The sequence below is a fragment of the [Clostridium] hylemonae DSM 15053 genome, assembly GCF_008281175.1.
In the GTDB taxonomy this organism is placed as follows: domain Bacteria; phylum Bacillota; class Clostridia; order Lachnospirales; family Lachnospiraceae; genus Extibacter; species Extibacter hylemonae.
Genome location: NZ_CP036524.1, coordinates 3374649 through 3391164, shown reverse-complemented (window position 1 = coordinate 3391164; position 16516 = coordinate 3374649). Strand labels below are relative to the sequence as shown.

Here is a 16516-nt window from a genome sequence, read left to right as displayed (position 1 = left end):
AAAATTTAAGAGTAATTTAAGAAATGCTTTACTGTATCACAGTAACAGCGAAGGAGAATTTCATATATGACAGGCAGAGAGCTATTTGAAAAACTGCTTGCTTCTTATGAAGCGAGCTATGACATAGAACGAACCTGCAGTATCAATGGGGATATGTATGATGCACACGCGGCTTTTAATGTGACCAGCGCCAAGTATGTCCTCGTTAAGAAGGCAGAACTGTGGCGGGCGGACTGTTATGAGCACGTGTTTTTTCGTGTAAAGGACAGCTTTACAGCAGATGACGTGGAGCGTTTCAGGACGCAGATTGCATCCTATATAGAACCTCAGCTCGTAAGAGGGGGAAAGAAATGGCCGGAAAAGAACCACATGTATACATACATCACAGGCGTATTCATATGTGAGAACGGCGTCCCTGAGGAAGTGAAGCAGGCAGTGAAGCGGTTCAGCTTCGTAAAAAATTATAAATGGACAATTCGCGGTTACAGCGAGGCAAGGCTGCTTGTTTTCGACATGGAGAACAGAAAAGTGTTCGGCAGCCGCGCCGCCAGGGATTTGGTGAAGGGCTATACAAAGGCCGCAGTTATGGGACCTTTTTAGCAGCCGGCCGGAAACAGAAGGAAGTCCGGCAGGTATACAGAAGAAATAAAGGAATGAGGAGGAAAAGAAAATGAATGGTATTGTAGTATTGTTAGCCGGTATTGCAATTCTTGTCATTGCGTATGTGACATACGGCAAATGGCTCGCAAAGCAGTGGGGTGTGGACCCGTCCAAAGAGACGCCTGCGCACACAGAGGAGGATGGTGTGGATTATGTCCCTGCAAAGGCACCTGTATTATTGGGACATCACTTTTCATCCATTGCAGGAGCAGGACCGATCAACGGACCGATCCAGGCGGCTGTATTCGGCTGGGTGCCTGTATTGCTGTGGGTGCTGATCGGAGGTATCTTCTTTGGAGCTGTCCATGACTTTGGCGCACTGTTTGCGTCGATCCGCCATAAAGGACAGTCCATGGGCGAAGTTATAGCAGATTCCATGGGAACGAAGGCAAAGAAATTGTTTATCACGTTCTCCTATCTTACATTGATTCTCGTGGTTGCAGCGTTTGCGTCTATAGTTGCCAATACATTTATGGCTACATATACAGAAAGCGGGGCTGTGGATGTGGCGGCAAGTGCGGCGAATGCCAGGACCGCCATGATTTCTATTTTATTTATCGTAATTGCTATTGTGTTCGGCCTGCTCGTATACAGACGTAACGCGTCCCTCGGCGTGTCAACGGTCGTCGGCGTGATCGCTATTGCCGCCTGTATGGCCATCGGTTTTAACTGGCATCCGTTATACTTAAGCAATACGGCATGGATGATCATTGTGGGAATCTATATTACGGTCGCATCCGTAACACCTGTATGGATCCTTCTGCAGCCGAGAGATTATCTGAGCTCTTTCCTGCTCTATTTTATGATGATAGTGGCAGTGGTGGGAATTATCGGAAGTGCGTTTACAGGCAGCGCGTCTATGGATATTCCTGCATTTACAGGATTTAAAGATACACTGGCGCCGACGGGCGCTTCACTCGGTTACATGTTCCCGGCGCTCTTTGTCACGATCGCGTGCGGAGCAATCTCAGGCTTTCACTCACTTGTCGGTTCCGGTACGACAGCAAAGCAGCTGAACAGTGAAAAAGATGCACGTCCGATCGCATACGGCGGTATGCTCATCGAATGTGCGCTCGCGATCATATCACTCTGCGCGGTAGGCTACATCTGGGCGAATTATGCGTCAGGGGAGACTGTTACGCCGACCGTTGTATTTGCCACCGGTATCTCCAAGATGGTAGGCTCCATTCCGGGGCTGGCAGGGACACAAGAGGTCGCTTATTCCATGCTTGTGCTTGCAGTGTCTGCATTCTGTCTGACATCACTTGATACGGCCACACGTCTGGCACGTTACATGTTCCAGGAGTTCTGGCTCAATCCGGGTGAGACGATCGCAGAGACGACGGGATATAAGAAAATACTCACAAATCCGATCGTTGCCACGATCATTACGGTCATTCTCGGAGTTGGCCTCGGCCTGACAGGCTATGCCAACGTATGGCCGCTGTTCGGAGCCGCCAACCAGCTGCTTGCCGCACTTGGCCTGCTCGGTGTTGCAACATGGCTTGGCAAGGCCGGAAAGAACAACAAGATGTTCTATATCCCGATGGCGTTTATGCTCGTAGTGACGATCACATCACTTTGTTTCACGATCAAGTCAAACGTGGCGGCTATCTCCTTAGGAGGCGCAGGCGTGTCATGGTGTTATATCCGTACGGTCATTGCGGTTCTGCTTGTTATACTGGCAGTAGTGCTTGCGGTGGATGGTATTAAGACATTGATGAAGCAGGATAAGAAGGCTGCTTAGATTTATGAAGTAAATAAGAGAAAAACAGATGCCGGGATCCTCCCTGCATTGATTATGCCCCTGTCGGGCAGACAGGGCACATATCGATGCAAGGAGGATCCCGGCTTTTATTTACAGCCTGAAAAATCAGTCATTGATTTATCACAGGAGCTGTGCTACAATTTCTTTACCCTGATAGTCAGGGACTCAAAGCGGAATATTTCGGCTTCCGGCTTTGGGATATTCTATATCTACATCTTTTGTTTCAAGAAGTCTCTCTGTTTTTTTACCGAAAGAGGCGTCACAGATCAGGGTCTGTATCGGGGCCCACGTATCTACCAGAAAAATTCCATTAGAATTAAATTTAGTGTGATCGGCGAGAAGATAATTGTGGACAGAATTTTGCAGCATGATTCTTTTTACTTCAATACCCGTTGTGGCATTGTCAAAAAAACCTTCGGCTGAAAAACCGCCGCATGAAATAAACGCCGCGTCTACGAATATCTGCCGGGCAGTATTGACCGTGGTCTCAGAATCGAGGGTGGCGCCGTCCGTATGAGAAAGATAACCGCCCATAATGAACAGTGTGACATTGGGACGGTCTTTCAGATAGCTGAGGATCACCGAGCTGGCTGTATAGACCGTCAGTGCGTGGGAGTGAGGCAGCAGTTTTAACAGTTCCAGAACCGTCGTGCTCGCATCCAGAAAGACGGAAGAGGCCCTCAGAAGATGAGGGAGCGCAAGCTGTGCGATAGCCTGTTTATTTTCTTCGTTTTTCATGGAACGATAATAAAAAGAAAGCTCTGCCTTACTGTTGTCGGCGATAAGAGCTTTCCCGTATTTTCGTGAAACGAGGCCGTTTTGTTCCAGTTTATCAACATATCTGCGCACGGTAACAGGTGAAATGTTAAAATACTGGGCGATATGATTAATGGATACCTCACTATGTTTCTTTATGTAATCATATATAAGCGACTGTCTGGATGCTGATTTCATCGGGCACGCCATCTCCTTTCACAAGTGATCATATTATGATTATAGATAGCGCGATTGTGGATGTCAAGAAAGCGTTGCCTCATCACCTGCCGGAGCTTACCAGATACTCGTCAATAATGATGTGGACAATTCTGCGGATTCTCGGGAGAAGCTTTCGGTATTTTTGGATCAAAGTCTGTTCATCACTGTTCAGATCGTATTCGGACACCGGTTCTATCTTGTGCCGTATTGAAGTATATCCGACAAGATAGTCTATGGAGGTTTGGAAATGATCGGCCATATTCTTCAAAGTTTCTAAGTTAGGCTCTGAGATTCCGTTTTCATATTTATAAATATTCTGTTGGGTCGTGTGAAGCATGTCTGCCAGCTGCTGCTGGCTTAGATTTCTTTCTGTTCTCAGTTTTTTGAGATTTTTCACAATATTCACATCCTTTTCTACTATTTTACCAATAACTGGCAGTGAAAAATAACACTTTTAAAGTGTAAATAATAAATCTATAATAGATTATACGGAAAAGCAACCACATGTTGCCTTTCGGAACCATGTGCAATATGCACAAAAAATATTTTGAAACTATCAATATGAAGTCAAAGTGAACATTTTAAATGTAGACAATGAGCGTTTCAGTTCCTAGAATGGAAGAAACCCAAGGGAAGTTCATTTTGATGATCCAAAAAAAGGGGGCATTACAGATGCAGTCTAAGATGAAAGCACTTGTTACACACGGGGCACATGATTACCGGCTGGAAGAGGTGGACAGACCGTCGGCCGGTGAAGGGGAGATGATTATTAAGGTGGAAGGATGCGGCATTTGCGCCGGGGATCTGAAGGCGTTTAAAGGGGGCAGCGTATTCTGGGGAGACGGAAGCGCGCCGCCATATCTGGAAGTGCCGGCGATCGGGGGACATGAGTTTGTCGGATACATTGTAGAGATGGGACCGGGGACAGATAAGAAAAAGACGTATGGTATCGCGGATACGGATCTTAAAGTAGGGGACCGGGTCGCGGTCGAGCAGATAGCGCCGTGCGGAACGTGCAGATATTGTAAGGAAGGGAGATATCATCTCTGTGTACCCCACAATGTATATGGGTTTAAGAATTATCTAAACGGCGGATTTGCGGAATATGCAAGGCTTACAAAAGAGTCGCTTGTCTATAAGATACCAGAGGATATGCCTCTTGAGAGAGCTCTTCTGATCGAACCGTATGCCTGCTCCATGCATGCTATCGACCGGGCGGCCATCTGCAAAGACGATATTGTAGTCATATCAGGGGCCGGATGTCTTGGCCTGGGTATGATAACGGCAGCCAGAAAGAGGAACCCGAAGTGCCTGATCGCGCTGGACCTGAATGAAGAAAGGCTTAAGAAAGCCAAAGAGTTCGGATGCGACATTACGATCGATCCGAACCGTGAAAGCTTAAAAGACAAGATCATGGAGCTGTCGGACGGCTACGGCTGTGATGTGTACATAGAGGCGACCGGGCATCCTTCCAGTGTAAAGCAGGGACTTGACATTATACGCAAGGCAGGCAGATTCATTGAATTCAGTCTGTTTCTGGAACCGGTGACCTGTGACTGGAGCGTGATCGGCGACGGCAAGGAACTTGATATGTATGGAGTCAGCCTGAGCTACGGCTGTTTCCCGGATACGATAAAGGGACTGTACACCGGTGAGCTTATGTCGGATGGAGTTGTGTCGCATAAGTTTGCCCTCAGTGATTATGAAGCTGCTTTTGAACAGAGCGGGAAGGGGACAGATTCTGTAAAGGTAGTATTTACGTTTGAATAATTCTGCCGCAGGGCAGTCATCCGGCAGGGAACGGGCCCTCCTGCAGGAGAGAATGACGGCGGCGGGTTATTATATCTGGTTGAACGTCTGAAGTTCGATCAGTACCAAAAAAGGAGGTAAAAGTTTTATGAAAAAAAGAATATTGGCGCTTCTGATCGTGTTGTGCATGTGTGCCGGACTTGCGGCATGTGCGGGAAAATCAGATGACAAGAAAAGCAAAAAATCATCTGGTGATGAAATCGTAGTATCTATCGCAACACTGAACAATCCGATCGTATCAAACCTGGTCAAGCTGGCAGGAGAATACTACAAGGAAGAGGGGGTCAAACTTGACTTTGCAGTGCTTCCGGAGAACGACCTGCGTGAGAAAGCCACGCTTGAGGCATCAACCGGGGGGACAACATACGATATCTACTTTACAGGCCCTTATGAAGCCAACTTCTGGATCACTTACGGATGGGCGGAAAATCTTCAGCCGTATATTGACAAAATGAGTGACGAACAGAAAGAAGCTCTTGATGTGGAAGATATTTTCCCGAGTATGCTGGATTCTTTATCTGACCCGGAGACCGGCGATATCTATGCGCTGCCGTTCTTTGGCGAGGCAAGCTTCTTTATGTACAACAAGGAACTGCTTGAGAATGCCGGTGTGACTATGCCGGAGAAGCCTACGTGGGATGATATCTATGACATCGCGGCAGCAGTCGACGACGAGGCTGCCGGGATCACGGGAATGACCATGCGCGGCGCTCCGGGCTGGGGCATGAGCGGCGCTCCGTTCGTCACCATAGTGAATGCACTCGGCGGAAAGTTCTATGATATGGACTGGAATGCAACCGTAGAGACAGATGAGCAGAGAGCGGCATGGGAGATGTATAAGAAGGTTCTCCGCGACGCAGGGCAGGATGACATCATTACGTATACGTATAATGAGTGCATCAGTCTCATGAATTCCGGCAAATGTGGAATCTGGTATGACGCCACATCAAACGGCCCGAATCTGGAAGCAGATGATTCTCTGATCAAAGGCAAGGTAGGATATGCGCCGTCACCGGCAGGATGGCTCTGGAACTGGGGTATGAACATCAATCCGAATTCCTCCGATGAGAAGAAGCAGGCTGCATTTGACTTCATGGTATGGGCATGCTCCAAGGATTATGTGAACCTCTCCCTTGAGAAGGATCCAAGCGGAGCTTCCACTCCGTCGGGTGTAAGAGCTTCCACTTATGAGCTGGACGCGTACAAGGATCTTCCGTATGCGCAGCCTACGCTGGATGCGCTGTCTGACCTGGATTTCAACCATCCATGTAAAGACGAGGTTCCTTATGTCGGATTACAGTACATTGCCATTCCGGAATTCCAGGAGGCAGGGGATAAGATGACAGAGGCGCTGGCCGCTTATGTCACAGACGAGATCACTCTGGATGAAGCTTTGGCCACAACACAGAAAGCCTTTGAACAAGCTGCAGAAGAAGGCGGTTATAAGAAGTAGGACCAATACAGTAAGGGCAGCTGTCTTACGCCGGATAATGGCCGGGCAGCAGCCCTTTTAAACATTGGCCGCTATATGAAGAATGGAATGGAGCCTATGAGTAAAACAGTAAAAATAACAAAGAAAAAATATCCGGCAGAGAGAACTTTTGTCGTGCCGGCATGTGTGATAGTGGCGGTCGCTACACAGATCCCATTTATCCTGACGATCATCTTCTCGACACTGCAGTGGAACATTGTACGTCCGGATCAGGGAATCACTTTTTCGGGGCTTAAGAATTTCATCTATTATCTGGGAGATTCCGAATTCTATGTCATCTGTCTTCAGACACTTCTGATGATCGGGGCAGCCCTTGTCTTATGTCTTGTGTTCGGTTACCTTATCGCGCTGATGCTTGACTGTGATATACCGGGCAGGACACTGTCCAGGACTTTGATCCTGAGCCCGTTTTTTATCATGACGACGACCACGGGCGTGCTCTGGAAGACCGTGATCCTGAATACGAACTTTGGCTGGGTCGGAACGATCGCGGACTGGATGGGAATAAAGGCGATCGATTTTGTCAGCTATTATGCCAGACCCTTGATCGTCTTCCTGTTCGTCTGGCAGTGGATGCCCTTCTTCGTGCTCGTCCTTTTAGGAGGCCTGCAGGGAATCCCGGCGGAAGTGCTGGAGCGGGCCGACCTTGACGGATGCAGCCGGTTTGAGATGATATTTAAGATAAAGCTGCCTATGATATTCAATCATATGCAGGTGGCGCTCATGCTGGGCCTTATCTTCCTTGTCAAGGAATTCGGCCTTATACTCACAACTACGGGGGGCGGCCCGGGACAGAAGTCCTATACGCTGACCTATTATATATACAAGACACTGTTCAGCGGGTCGAATGTAGGAAGAGCTGCGGCCCTGTCTGTCATAACCGTTGTCGTGACGCTTACGATCATCAACCTGATATTCAGGGCGATCAAAAAGCGGCGCGCAGTATATGAGTAAAGGAGGGGACAAAGTGAAGAAAGCAGTAGTGAAGCGGGATTCAAGAAGCAGGAAGGCCGCGGCGAAAAAAGAAGTGAGACGGTGGATAATAGGAATGATCATACTGGCTTTTGCGTTGCTTTATTTTTTCCCCATCTTGTATATGATCCTGAGCGGGTTTAAGACAGAAGCGGAGGCTGCGGTGCCGGCAATCTTTTTCCATCCCACGCTGGTGACATGGCAGAAGGTTTTATCTGACATATCCATGATAAATTATCTGAAGAATACGGTCTTCCATGTTCTGCTTGGAACGGGTATCTGTCTTGTGCTTGGAATACCGGCTACTTATGCCCTTGTATTTGCCAGATTTAAGAAAGAAGGAAGGGGAGAGAGCCTCTACAACTGGTTTGTCACAACGATCCTGCTGCCGCCGGTGGCAGTTCTCATACCTCTTTACATTACGTTTAAGGAACTGAACCTGAATCATATGCGGGGCGGACTTTTGTTCCTGTATGTAGGCTTTCATCTCCCGCTTTGTATCTGGCTTCTGTATTCGTTCTTTAAGGATGTGCCGGAGGAAGTTGTGGAGGCGGCCAGAATCGACGGATGTACGAACAGACAGCTGATCATGGGAATTATCATACCGCTTACGAAGACCGGGATCATGACTGCGGGACTTCTGGTGGCAGTATTTATCTGGAATGAATTCTTCCTCGGATATAATCTGACCACGAATGCGACGGCTACGCTTCCTGTCTATATGGCAAGGTTCGGGCAGCAGCAGGGACAGTTTATCGCGCAGTTGTCGGCGTCGGCGTCTATCTCGTGCATACCGCCCATGATATTTGGCTGGATATCCCAGAAGTCGCTGATCAAAGGACTGACGGCGGGAGCGGTAAAAGGATAAAAAGAGCAAAGAAATGATGAGGAGATTACTTTTATATGGACAGAGAATTGATTAACCAGGTGCTGGCTGTGGCAAAGCGGCTGGACGAGAAGAATCTTGTAAATGCGTTCGAGGGAAATATATCGGCGAAAAAGGACGGCCTTGTATATATCACTCCGACCGGAAAAAACAAAGCGCTTTTGAAAGAAGACATGATAGCGGTGATCAATGAGGACAAAGAGCAGATCGGCGGAAGCTGCAGGCCTACGTCAGAGCTTCCCATGCATCTTGAAACATACAGGATAAGGGAGGATATCGGAGGAGTGGTACACTGTCATCCAACCTTTCTGACAGCTCATGCCATCTGCAATAAACCGGTGGAGACGAAGGGGTATCCCGAGATGATGGCAAATTTTAAGATATTTGAAGTGGCGCCTTACGGCAGGCCCGGGACAGAAGAGATATTGAAAGGGGCGGTACCTGTCTTTGCGCACAGTGATGTGGTGCTCCTTGGCAATCATGGCGTGCTGGCGGTAGGCGAGACGGCAGAAGATGCCATGAATAAGGTAGAGGCGGCGGAGGCCATCACAAAGGCGCTGTATTATGCCGGCGCGCTTGGTACTCCACTGGACTTAAGCGAAGAGGAATGTGAGTATTTTTACAGCATATATGACAGCAAGTACAGGAGATAGAGAGGTAGCAGAAATGAACGCACTTGATAAATTCTCATTAAAGGATAAGAACGTATTAGTGACCGGAGGGGCGCAGGGGATCGGATTAAATTATGCGATGGCGGCGGCCGGGGCCGGAGCCTCGGTGGCGCTTGCGGATCTGAACGGGGAGAAGGCCCGCGCTTCTGCCGCGTGGCTTCGGGAAGAGTATAAGGTAGAGACGCTGGGCATTGAGGCCGATGTGACAGATCCCGGACAGGTAGAGCATATGTGCGCTGTCATGGCAGGACAGATGGGCAGGATCGATGTGGCATTCTGCAATGCGGGAATCTCCATCAATGTCCCGGCGGAGGAGATGACATATGAGCAGTGGAGGAAAGTCATAGACATTAATCTGACAGGAGTGTTCCTGACAGCAACGGCAGCAGGCAGGTATATGATACGCCAGGGCGGCGGCTCCATCATTAACACAGCGTCCATGTCGGGACATATCGTAAATATCCCGCAGCCCCAGGTGGCATACAACGCATCCAAGGCGGGCGTTATCATGCTGACCAGATCGCTGGCCGTTGAGTGGGCCGATAAGAACGTGAGAGTGAACAGCATAAGCCCGGGGTATATCATGACAGACCTTATAAAAGGGCATGAACTGATCCCGAGATGGAAGGAGCTCTCTCCGCTTGAGAGAATGGGACGGCCGGAGGAACTACAGGGAGCAGCCCTTTATCTGGCCAGTGATGCGAGCACATTTACGACGGGTACAGACATCGTTGTAGACGGTGCATACACGTGCGTATGACGGCCGTATCAAATGAGAGAGTCAGCGGCCAAAGGAGAAAGGGGCGGTGAAGATGGCGGAAAACAGATATATCGGCGGGTATCCTGTAATAGGGATCCGGCCTGTGATCGACGCAAGAAAAGGAATGCTGGATGTCAGAGGTTCCCTGGAAGAGCAGACAATGGAGATGGCCCGCAAGGCGGCAGAACTGATGGAAGCCCGCCTGACTTATTCTGACGGGAAACCGGTCCGGACGGTCATTGCAAGGGGAACCATCGGACGTGTCCCGGAGGCGGCCGCCTGTGAAGAGCAGTTCAGGCGGGAAGGGGTGCAGGTGACGCTGACGGTGACTCCGTGCTGGTGTTACGGCTCCGAGACGATGGATATGGATCCGGGTACGGTCAAAGGGGTCTGGGGATTTAACGCGACAGAGAGGCCGGGAGCGGTGTACCTGGCGTCTGTACTGGCGGCACATGCCCAGAAAGGGCTTCCGGCCTTCGGGATCTACGGACATGACGTGCAGGAGAAAGAGGACAAAGAGATACCAGAGGACGTGCAGGAGAAAATACTGAGATTTGCAAGGGCTGCGGTTGCCGCGGCTTCCATGAGAGGCAGATCTTATCTGCAGATCGGCTCTGTATGTATGGGGATCGCAGGTTCTTCTGTCGACACGGCGTTCTTTGAAGAATATCTCGGTATGAGGGTCGAGTCTGTAGATGAGGTAGAGATACTCAGAAGGATAGAAGAGAATATACTGGACGAGAACGAATATAAGAAGGCGTTGTCGTGGACGAAGAAAAACTGTCCGGAAGGATTTGACAAGAATCCGGAAGAGTCCAGAAAGACATCCGTTCAGAAGGCGCGCGACTGGGAGTTCGTGGTGAAGTCTGCCTGTATCATCAAAGATCTGATGAACGGAAACGGCCGTCTGAAAGAGAAGTTCCCGGAAGAAGCGCTCGGACACAACGCGATTGCCGGAGGATTCCAGGGGCAGAGGCAGTGGACAGATCATTATCCAAACACAGACTTCGCGGAGGCAGTTTTAAACTCTTCCTTTGACTGGAACGGGGCGAGGGAGCCTTATATACTGGCGACAGAAAATGATACGCTGAACGCGGTATCCATGCTGTTTGGCAAGCTGCTGACGGGCCGCGCACAGATGTTTTCCGATGTACGGACATACTGGTCCAATGAATCAGTCCGGCGGGCGGCAGCATATGAGCCTGGCGTAAGGGTGAGGGAAGCGGGAGGCTTTATCCACCTGATCAATTCCGGCGCTTCCTGTCTGGATATGTGCGGGGAAGTAAAAGATGAGCGCGGCAGAGCGGTCACGAAACCATTCTATGATATGACAGAACGGGACATAGAGGCCTGCCTGAAAGCCGCCGTCTGGTGCCCGGCAGATCAGGGATACTTCCGCGGGGGCGGTTATTCGTCCCGGTTTGTGACGAGGGCAGAGATGCCGGTAACGATGACAAGAGTCAATCTTGTAAAAGGTCTTGGACCGGTGATCCAGATCGCAGAAGGATATACGGCCGCGCTGCCGGACGAGGTGACGGATATACTCTGGAGGAGGACAGATCACACGTGGCCGTGCACCTGGTTTGTGCCTAGAGTGACCGGAGAAGGCGCATTCCGGTCCGCCTATGATGTGATGAATAACTGGGGCGCCAACCATGCGGCCATAAGCTATGGGCATATAGGCGCAGACTTGATCACGCTCGCGTCCATACTGAGAATTCCTGTGTGTATGCACAATGTGGAAGAAGAAAAGATATTCCGCCCGGCATGCTGGAATGCTTACGGCATGGACAAGGAAAGCCAGGATTACCGGGCCTGCAGAAATTACGGGCCGCTATATAAATAAGAATGGAGGATATCAGGATGGCAAATATCAGCATGGAGAATATCTGCAAGACTTATCCGAATGGAGTAAGCGCTGTAGAGAATTTCAGCCTGGAGATCAAAGATAAAGAGTTCCTCATCTTTGTCGGACCGTCCGGGTGCGGGAAATCTACTACATTGAGAATGATCGCGGGCCTTGAGGATATCACCTCCGGGGTACTTAAGCTGGATGGAGAAGTGGTCAATGAGGTGCCTGCCAGAAACCGGGATATTGCGATGGTCTTTCAGAGTTATGCGCTGTATCCGCACATGAGTGTGTATGACAATATCGCGTTTGGCTTGAGAAGGAGGAAGCTCTCCAGGGATGAGGTGGATCAGAAGGTCCGCGAGGCGGCGAGAATACTCGATCTGGAGAGCCAGCTTAAAAAGAAGCCGAGAGAACTCTCCGGCGGACAGAAACAGAGAGTAGCCATGGGGGCGGCCATCGTCCGGAACCCGAAGGTATTTCTTATGGATGAGCCGCTGTCTAATCTGGACGCAAAGCTGAGAGTCCAGATGCGGCTGGAGATCGAAGAGCTGTACGAGCGGCTCGGCGCCACCATCGTCTATGTGACGCACGACCAGACAGAGGCCATGACGCTCGGGACGAGAATCGTTGTGATGAAGGACGGCATCATCCAGCAGGTAGACACGCCGGAGAATCTATACACACGCCCGGCCAATCTCTTTGTGGCGGGGTTCATCGGATCGCCGCAGATGAATTTCCTGAAAGCCGCTGTTCTTGACAAGAATGGCGTCCTGACGCTTGAGGCCGGCGGCAGCACGCTGGCGCTGCCGGAGTCGAGGCAGAAGCCTTTGAAGGAAAAGGGATATGTGGGAAAAGAGATAATATTAGGCATACGGCCGGAGGATATCAAAGACGCGGAAATCTTTGTAAATGTACTGGAAGCGTCCTGTATCACAGCCAGGATACAGGTGTATGAGCTCCTCGGAGCGGAGGCGCTGCTATACTTTGAACATGCCGGCAGCAAGGTGACCGCCAGCGTTCATTCCCGGACAAAAGCGCGGGAGGGCGATACAGTCCGTCTGGCGTTTGACATGGAGAAATCCTATCTCTTTGACATGGAGACAGAACGATCGATTCTATGAAATCAGTATACATCTATGACAGCAAAAAGGAGAGAGAGTGATGAAAGTAGTATATTTGACAGAACCCGGAACAATGGAGATCGCAGAGGAGGTAATACCAGAGGTCAGAAAGGGCTGTGCGCTTGTCAGGATAGAATACAACGGAATCTGCGGCTCCGACGTACATTTTTATAAGGACGGGAGAGTAGGAGACTGTGTGCTTCACGGGCCGTTCGTGCTCGGACATGAAGTGTCAGGTACCGTGACGGAAGTCGGGGAAGGCGTCACAGAACTTAAAGCAGGCGACCGTGTGGCATTGGAGCCGGGATATGCGTGCGGAAAATGCGAATTCTGCAAGTCGGGACGGTATAATCTCTGCCCGGATGTAAAGTTCTTTGCAGCGCCCCCGGTGCGGGGAGCTCTGCAGGAGTATGTGGTACATCCGGCCGACATGTGTTTTAAGCTTCCCGGTAATGTATCTACTATGGAGGGGGCGCTTGTAGAGCCGCTGGCAGTGGGACTTCATGCTGCGTCTCTCGGTGAGGTGTCCCTCGGACAGTCAGTGGTCATACTCGGCGCAGGATGTATCGGTCTTGTCACACTGCTGGCCGCAAAGGCGAGAGGAGCCGCCAATATCGTGGTCGCAGATCTGCACGAGAAGCGTCTGGAGTATGCCCGCCAGATGGGGGCCACGCACACCGTGAACGCAGGCGGAGGAGATGCGCCGGCTAAAATAATGGAGATACTGGAGGGCGGTCCGGATGTAGTGTTTGAGACGGCCGGCTCCCCAGTGACGATCGCACAGACAGCGCATATCGTCAGACGGGGCGGCACCATCGTGCTCGTCGGCATGTCTGCCCAGAGTGAGGTCAACTATAATTTCTTCCAGGTTATGGAGAAGGAAGCGGTGATCAAGTGTGTATTCAGATACCGGAATCTTTATCCGAAAGCCATTGCGGCGATCTCAGGCGGAAGTATCAATGTGAAGCAGATCGTGACACATACGTTCACACTGGAGGAAGCAGGAAAAGCCTTTGAGACCGTAGTAGAGGATGCTCAGAATGTAGTCAAAGGCATTATTAAAATGTAGAAGCAGGTGATGGCAGATGAACAGAGCAGAAGAGAAAAAATACGATATCCTGTGTGTAGGCTCCTGTGTGCAGGACATCCTCATTGACGGGATGTATCCGGAAAGCTTTGACGAGCCGGTGACGGTGCTGGACAGTGTACTCTTTACTTCGGGGGGAGATGCGACGAATGAGGCGGTGGTGCTTGGGCGGCTCGGAAGCAGAACAGGCCTGGTGGCCAGAATAGACGGCGGGCCTGTCGGGGAGGCGCTTTACCATAACCTTATGGAAGAAAAGGTGGATCTGACCTATGTATTAAAGGACGAGACGAGCCGCTCTACCACTGCTTTTGTCATACTGGGCAAGGGCGGAGAGCATAAGTTTTTTCTTCATAAAGGATATAACGAAGGCATTTCCCTTGATGAGATAGATATGGATATGCTGGGACAGACGAGGGCGGTCTGTATCGGCAGTCTGTACACGTCGTACCGCCTCGACAGAGGAGGCGCCAAGGTACTGATGGAGCAGGCGAAAAGGGCGGGGGCGCTCACCTTTGCCGATATGGATCACGATGTGGAGAATCTGGGACCGAATGCCATGGACGCCGTATACCCATATGTGGATTATCTGATCCCAAGCATTGATGAGGCGAGATACATTACCGGGACGGAGCACGAAAAAGACGCAGCGGAGGCGCTGCTTGAAAAAGGAGCCGGGACGGTCGTCATAAAGCTTGGGGGCAGAGGGTGCTATGTGAGAAGCCAAACGGATGCATTCTATGTAGATCCGTTCAAGGTGGATGCTAAGGATACGACCGGGTGCGGAGACAACTTTACGGCTGGGTTCATCCACTCGGTGCTTGGGGGAAAGCCATTGTATGAGAGCGCCAGATTCGCCTGTGCGGCGGGCGCCGTCAACGCGCTTGAGACAGGAGCGCATATGGCGGTGAGAAGCGAGAGGCAGATAGAAGACTTTATGAAGAGATTTCCGCAGAAAACGATAGAGAGATGACAGGGGGAAGAACGATGAGCAGAGTGCTGGCTGTGGATATCGGCGCAAGTAGCTACAGAGTAATGGATGGAACATATGACGGACGCAGACTGGACATGAAAGAACTGGCCAGATTCCGGCATTCTCCCGTTCTCATACAAGGACACTACCACTGGGACATACACAAGATGCAGAACGAGCTGATCCGTGTCATACGAGAAGCGGCAGAGCAGGGAGACGCAGTCAGATCCATTGGATTTGACACATTCGGTACAGACTTTGGGCTGCTCGGCGAGGATGGGAACCTTCTGGATGATCCGCTGGCATACAGAGATGATATCAGTGACGGCATGTATGAGGCATATTTTAAAAACTGCGAAGAAGCGCTGTATGGGAGTACCGGGGCTACTTATAGGACGACAGGTACGGCCCATGTTCTTAAGGGAATGGCAGAGCACGGCTTTGAGATTCTTAAAGAAGCGCGCCATATTCTCCTTCTGCCGGACCTGTTGGCATATCTTTTTACCGGAAAGATGGTAAATGAATACACGATAGCCACCACATCAAGACTGCTTGACATTCATAAGTGCCGTTGGGATGTAAAACTGATCGAAAGTCTCGGGCTTCCCGCACATATCTTTAAGCCGCTTTGTGATTCCGGCACGGTCGTCGGTGGGCTTAAAAGTGAGATAACAGAGGGAATTCCCAACCTGAAGGATACACAGGTGACGGCGGTAGCCTGTCACGACACGGCGTCGGCCGTTGCGACAGTACCCGGCCTTAAAGACTGCTCTTTCATCAGCAGCGGCTCCTGGTCCGTGAAGGGGATCGTGTGTGACAGGGCATATACGACCGAAGCGGCATGCAGGTATAAGATGAGCAATGAAGGACAGCCAGGGAAGAAGTACCGGCTTATCCGTAATATTACAGGATTATGGCTTCTGGAGGAATGTGTCAGACAGTGGAAACAGGAAGGATATGATATCCGGATCCCGGAACTTGCGAAGGCGGCGCAAAAGCAGGAAGACTTTCCGTCCATGATCTGCACAGATGCCCCCGATTTTGAGAAGCCGTCTCATATGCCGGAAAAGATACAGAATTACTGCAGACGGACCGGGCAGGCAGTGCCCGTTACACCTGCTGAGATCATGCGCACCGTAATAAACGGACTTGCACTTGAATATAGGAGACACAACGAAGAATTAAGATGTGTGACCGGACGCCCGGTCACATGTATGTACATCGTAGGAGGCGGAAGAAACAACAGACTCCTGAACCAGTGTGCCGCAGACGCATCCGGCTGTACGGTTCTGTGCGGGCATCCGGAAGCCGCGTCCGCGGGCAATATCCTCATGCAGTTCTATGCGCTTGGCGATATTGCGTCTATGGAGGAATTTTCCTACATAGCCGGAAGCGATGTGGCAGAGGAAAGATATGAGCCGGGGCAGAGTGAGAAGTGGGATGGCAGATATAAAGAATATGTACAATTAGTCAGACAATAGGAGGAAGAAAAA

General features: G+C 50.4%; 15 protein-coding genes. 13 read left to right on the top strand and 2 right to left on the bottom strand.

All coding sequences use genetic code 11. From position 1 onward, the window contains the following. Window positions 1-66 precede the first annotated feature (66 nt). Entirely contained in the window at window positions 67-600 is a 534-nt protein-coding gene (locus LAJLEIBI_RS15925; protein WP_006443170.1) for a DUF8052 family protein, read from the top strand. Between the two features lie 70 nt (window positions 601-670). Then, entirely contained in the window at window positions 671-2407 is a 1737-nt protein-coding gene (locus LAJLEIBI_RS15920; protein WP_006443169.1) for a carbon starvation CstA family protein, read from the top strand. 186 nt (window positions 2408-2593) lie between these two features. On the opposite strand, the gene LAJLEIBI_RS15915 is transcribed toward LAJLEIBI_RS15920, so the two are convergent. Then, a complete protein-coding gene (locus LAJLEIBI_RS15915; protein ID WP_006443168.1) occupies window positions 2594-3382 on the bottom strand; it encodes a DeoR/GlpR family DNA-binding transcription regulator in 789 nt (262 codons plus the stop codon). Window positions 3383-3464: 82 nt separating this feature from the next. Next, window positions 3465-3800 (bottom strand): helix-turn-helix domain-containing protein, encoded by a 336-nt coding sequence (locus LAJLEIBI_RS15910; protein ID WP_040435043.1) that lies wholly within the window; start codon window positions 3798-3800, stop codon window positions 3465-3467. 275 nt (window positions 3801-4075) lie between these two features. Between LAJLEIBI_RS15910 and LAJLEIBI_RS15905 the strand changes: the two genes are divergently transcribed. The 11 genes from LAJLEIBI_RS15905 (at window position 4076) to LAJLEIBI_RS15855 (ending at window position 16504) form a co-directional block, all read left to right on the top strand. Next, entirely contained in the window at window positions 4076-5173 is a 1098-nt protein-coding gene (locus LAJLEIBI_RS15905) for an alcohol dehydrogenase catalytic domain-containing protein (RefSeq protein WP_205689571.1), read from the top strand. Window positions 5174-5300: 127 nt separating this feature from the next. Then, window positions 5301-6665 (top strand): ABC transporter substrate-binding protein, encoded by a 1365-nt coding sequence (locus tag LAJLEIBI_RS15900; protein WP_006443165.1) that lies wholly within the window; start codon window positions 5301-5303, stop codon window positions 6663-6665. Between the two features lie 75 nt (window positions 6666-6740). Then, the gene (locus LAJLEIBI_RS15895) at window positions 6741-7658 is read left to right on the top strand and encodes a carbohydrate ABC transporter permease (protein ID WP_006443164.1); all 918 of its coding nucleotides are present in this window, start codon (window positions 6741-6743) and stop codon (window positions 7656-7658) included. Between the two features lie 13 nt (window positions 7659-7671). Next, window positions 7672-8544 carry a carbohydrate ABC transporter permease gene (locus LAJLEIBI_RS15890; protein WP_205689569.1) on the top strand — a complete coding sequence of 291 codons (873 nt, stop codon included), beginning with the start codon at window positions 7672-7674 and terminating at the stop codon, window positions 8542-8544. 35 nt (window positions 8545-8579) lie between these two features. Next, the gene (locus LAJLEIBI_RS15885; RefSeq protein ID WP_006443162.1) at window positions 8580-9215 is read left to right on the top strand and encodes a class II aldolase/adducin family protein; all 636 of its coding nucleotides are present in this window, start codon (window positions 8580-8582) and stop codon (window positions 9213-9215) included. 13 nt (window positions 9216-9228) lie between these two features. Beyond that, window positions 9229-9993, top strand: a complete 765-nt coding sequence (locus tag LAJLEIBI_RS15880) for an SDR family oxidoreductase (RefSeq protein ID WP_040435039.1) — start codon at window positions 9229-9231, stop codon at window positions 9991-9993. Between the two features lie 52 nt (window positions 9994-10045). Continuing rightward, window positions 10046-11839, top strand: coding sequence for an L-fucose isomerase (locus LAJLEIBI_RS15875; RefSeq protein ID WP_147570494.1), 1794 nt, complete (start codon window positions 10046-10048; stop codon window positions 11837-11839). 17 nt (window positions 11840-11856) lie between these two features. Then, window positions 11857-12966: an ABC transporter ATP-binding protein gene (locus LAJLEIBI_RS15870; RefSeq protein ID WP_040435037.1), complete on the top strand. Its 1110-nt coding sequence runs from the start codon at window positions 11857-11859 to the stop codon at window positions 12964-12966. Between the two features lie 40 nt (window positions 12967-13006). Continuing rightward, complete coding sequence (locus LAJLEIBI_RS15865; protein WP_006443158.1) at window positions 13007-14035, top strand: NAD(P)-dependent alcohol dehydrogenase; 1029 nt, start codon at window positions 13007-13009, stop codon at window positions 14033-14035. A 16-nt stretch (window positions 14036-14051) separates the two neighbouring features. Beyond that, the gene (locus tag LAJLEIBI_RS15860) at window positions 14052-15023 is read left to right on the top strand and encodes a carbohydrate kinase family protein (protein WP_006443157.1); all 972 of its coding nucleotides are present in this window, start codon (window positions 14052-14054) and stop codon (window positions 15021-15023) included. A 14-nt stretch (window positions 15024-15037) separates the two neighbouring features. Beyond that, on the top strand, window positions 15038-16504 hold the full coding sequence (locus tag LAJLEIBI_RS15855) for a rhamnulokinase (RefSeq protein WP_040435035.1): 1467 nt from the start codon (window positions 15038-15040) through the stop codon (window positions 16502-16504). The last annotated feature ends 12 nt before the right edge of the window (window positions 16505-16516 follow it).

Excerpts from the sequence above, each read along its gene's own strand:
- LAJLEIBI_RS15915 (WP_006443168.1), bottom strand. The coding sequence starts at position 3,382 with ATGAAATCAGCATCCAGACAGTCGCTTATATATGATTACATAAAGAAA.
- LAJLEIBI_RS15900 (WP_006443165.1), top strand. The coding sequence starts at position 5,301 with ATGAAAAAAAGAATATTGGCGCTTCTGATCGTGTTGTGCATGTGTGCC.
- LAJLEIBI_RS15855 (WP_040435035.1), top strand. The coding sequence starts at position 15,038 with ATGAGCAGAGTGCTGGCTGTGGATATCGGCGCAAGTAGCTACAGAGTA.
- LAJLEIBI_RS15875 (WP_147570494.1), top strand. The coding sequence starts at position 10,046 with ATGGCGGAAAACAGATATATCGGCGGGTATCCTGTAATAGGGATCCGG.
- LAJLEIBI_RS15880 (WP_040435039.1), top strand. The coding sequence starts at position 9,229 with ATGAACGCACTTGATAAATTCTCATTAAAGGATAAGAACGTATTAGTG.
- LAJLEIBI_RS15865 (WP_006443158.1), top strand. The coding sequence starts at position 13,007 with ATGAAAGTAGTATATTTGACAGAACCCGGAACAATGGAGATCGCAGAG.
- LAJLEIBI_RS15860 (WP_006443157.1), top strand. The coding sequence starts at position 14,052 with ATGAACAGAGCAGAAGAGAAAAAATACGATATCCTGTGTGTAGGCTCC.
- LAJLEIBI_RS15870 (WP_040435037.1), top strand. The coding sequence starts at position 11,857 with ATGGCAAATATCAGCATGGAGAATATCTGCAAGACTTATCCGAATGGA.
- LAJLEIBI_RS15895 (WP_006443164.1), top strand. The coding sequence starts at position 6,741 with ATGAAGAATGGAATGGAGCCTATGAGTAAAACAGTAAAAATAACAAAG.
- LAJLEIBI_RS15925 (WP_006443170.1), top strand. The coding sequence starts at position 67 with ATGACAGGCAGAGAGCTATTTGAAAAACTGCTTGCTTCTTATGAAGCG.
- LAJLEIBI_RS15885 (WP_006443162.1), top strand. The coding sequence starts at position 8,580 with ATGGACAGAGAATTGATTAACCAGGTGCTGGCTGTGGCAAAGCGGCTG.
- LAJLEIBI_RS15920 (WP_006443169.1), top strand. The coding sequence starts at position 671 with ATGAATGGTATTGTAGTATTGTTAGCCGGTATTGCAATTCTTGTCATT.
- LAJLEIBI_RS15905 (WP_205689571.1), top strand. The coding sequence starts at position 4,076 with ATGCAGTCTAAGATGAAAGCACTTGTTACACACGGGGCACATGATTAC.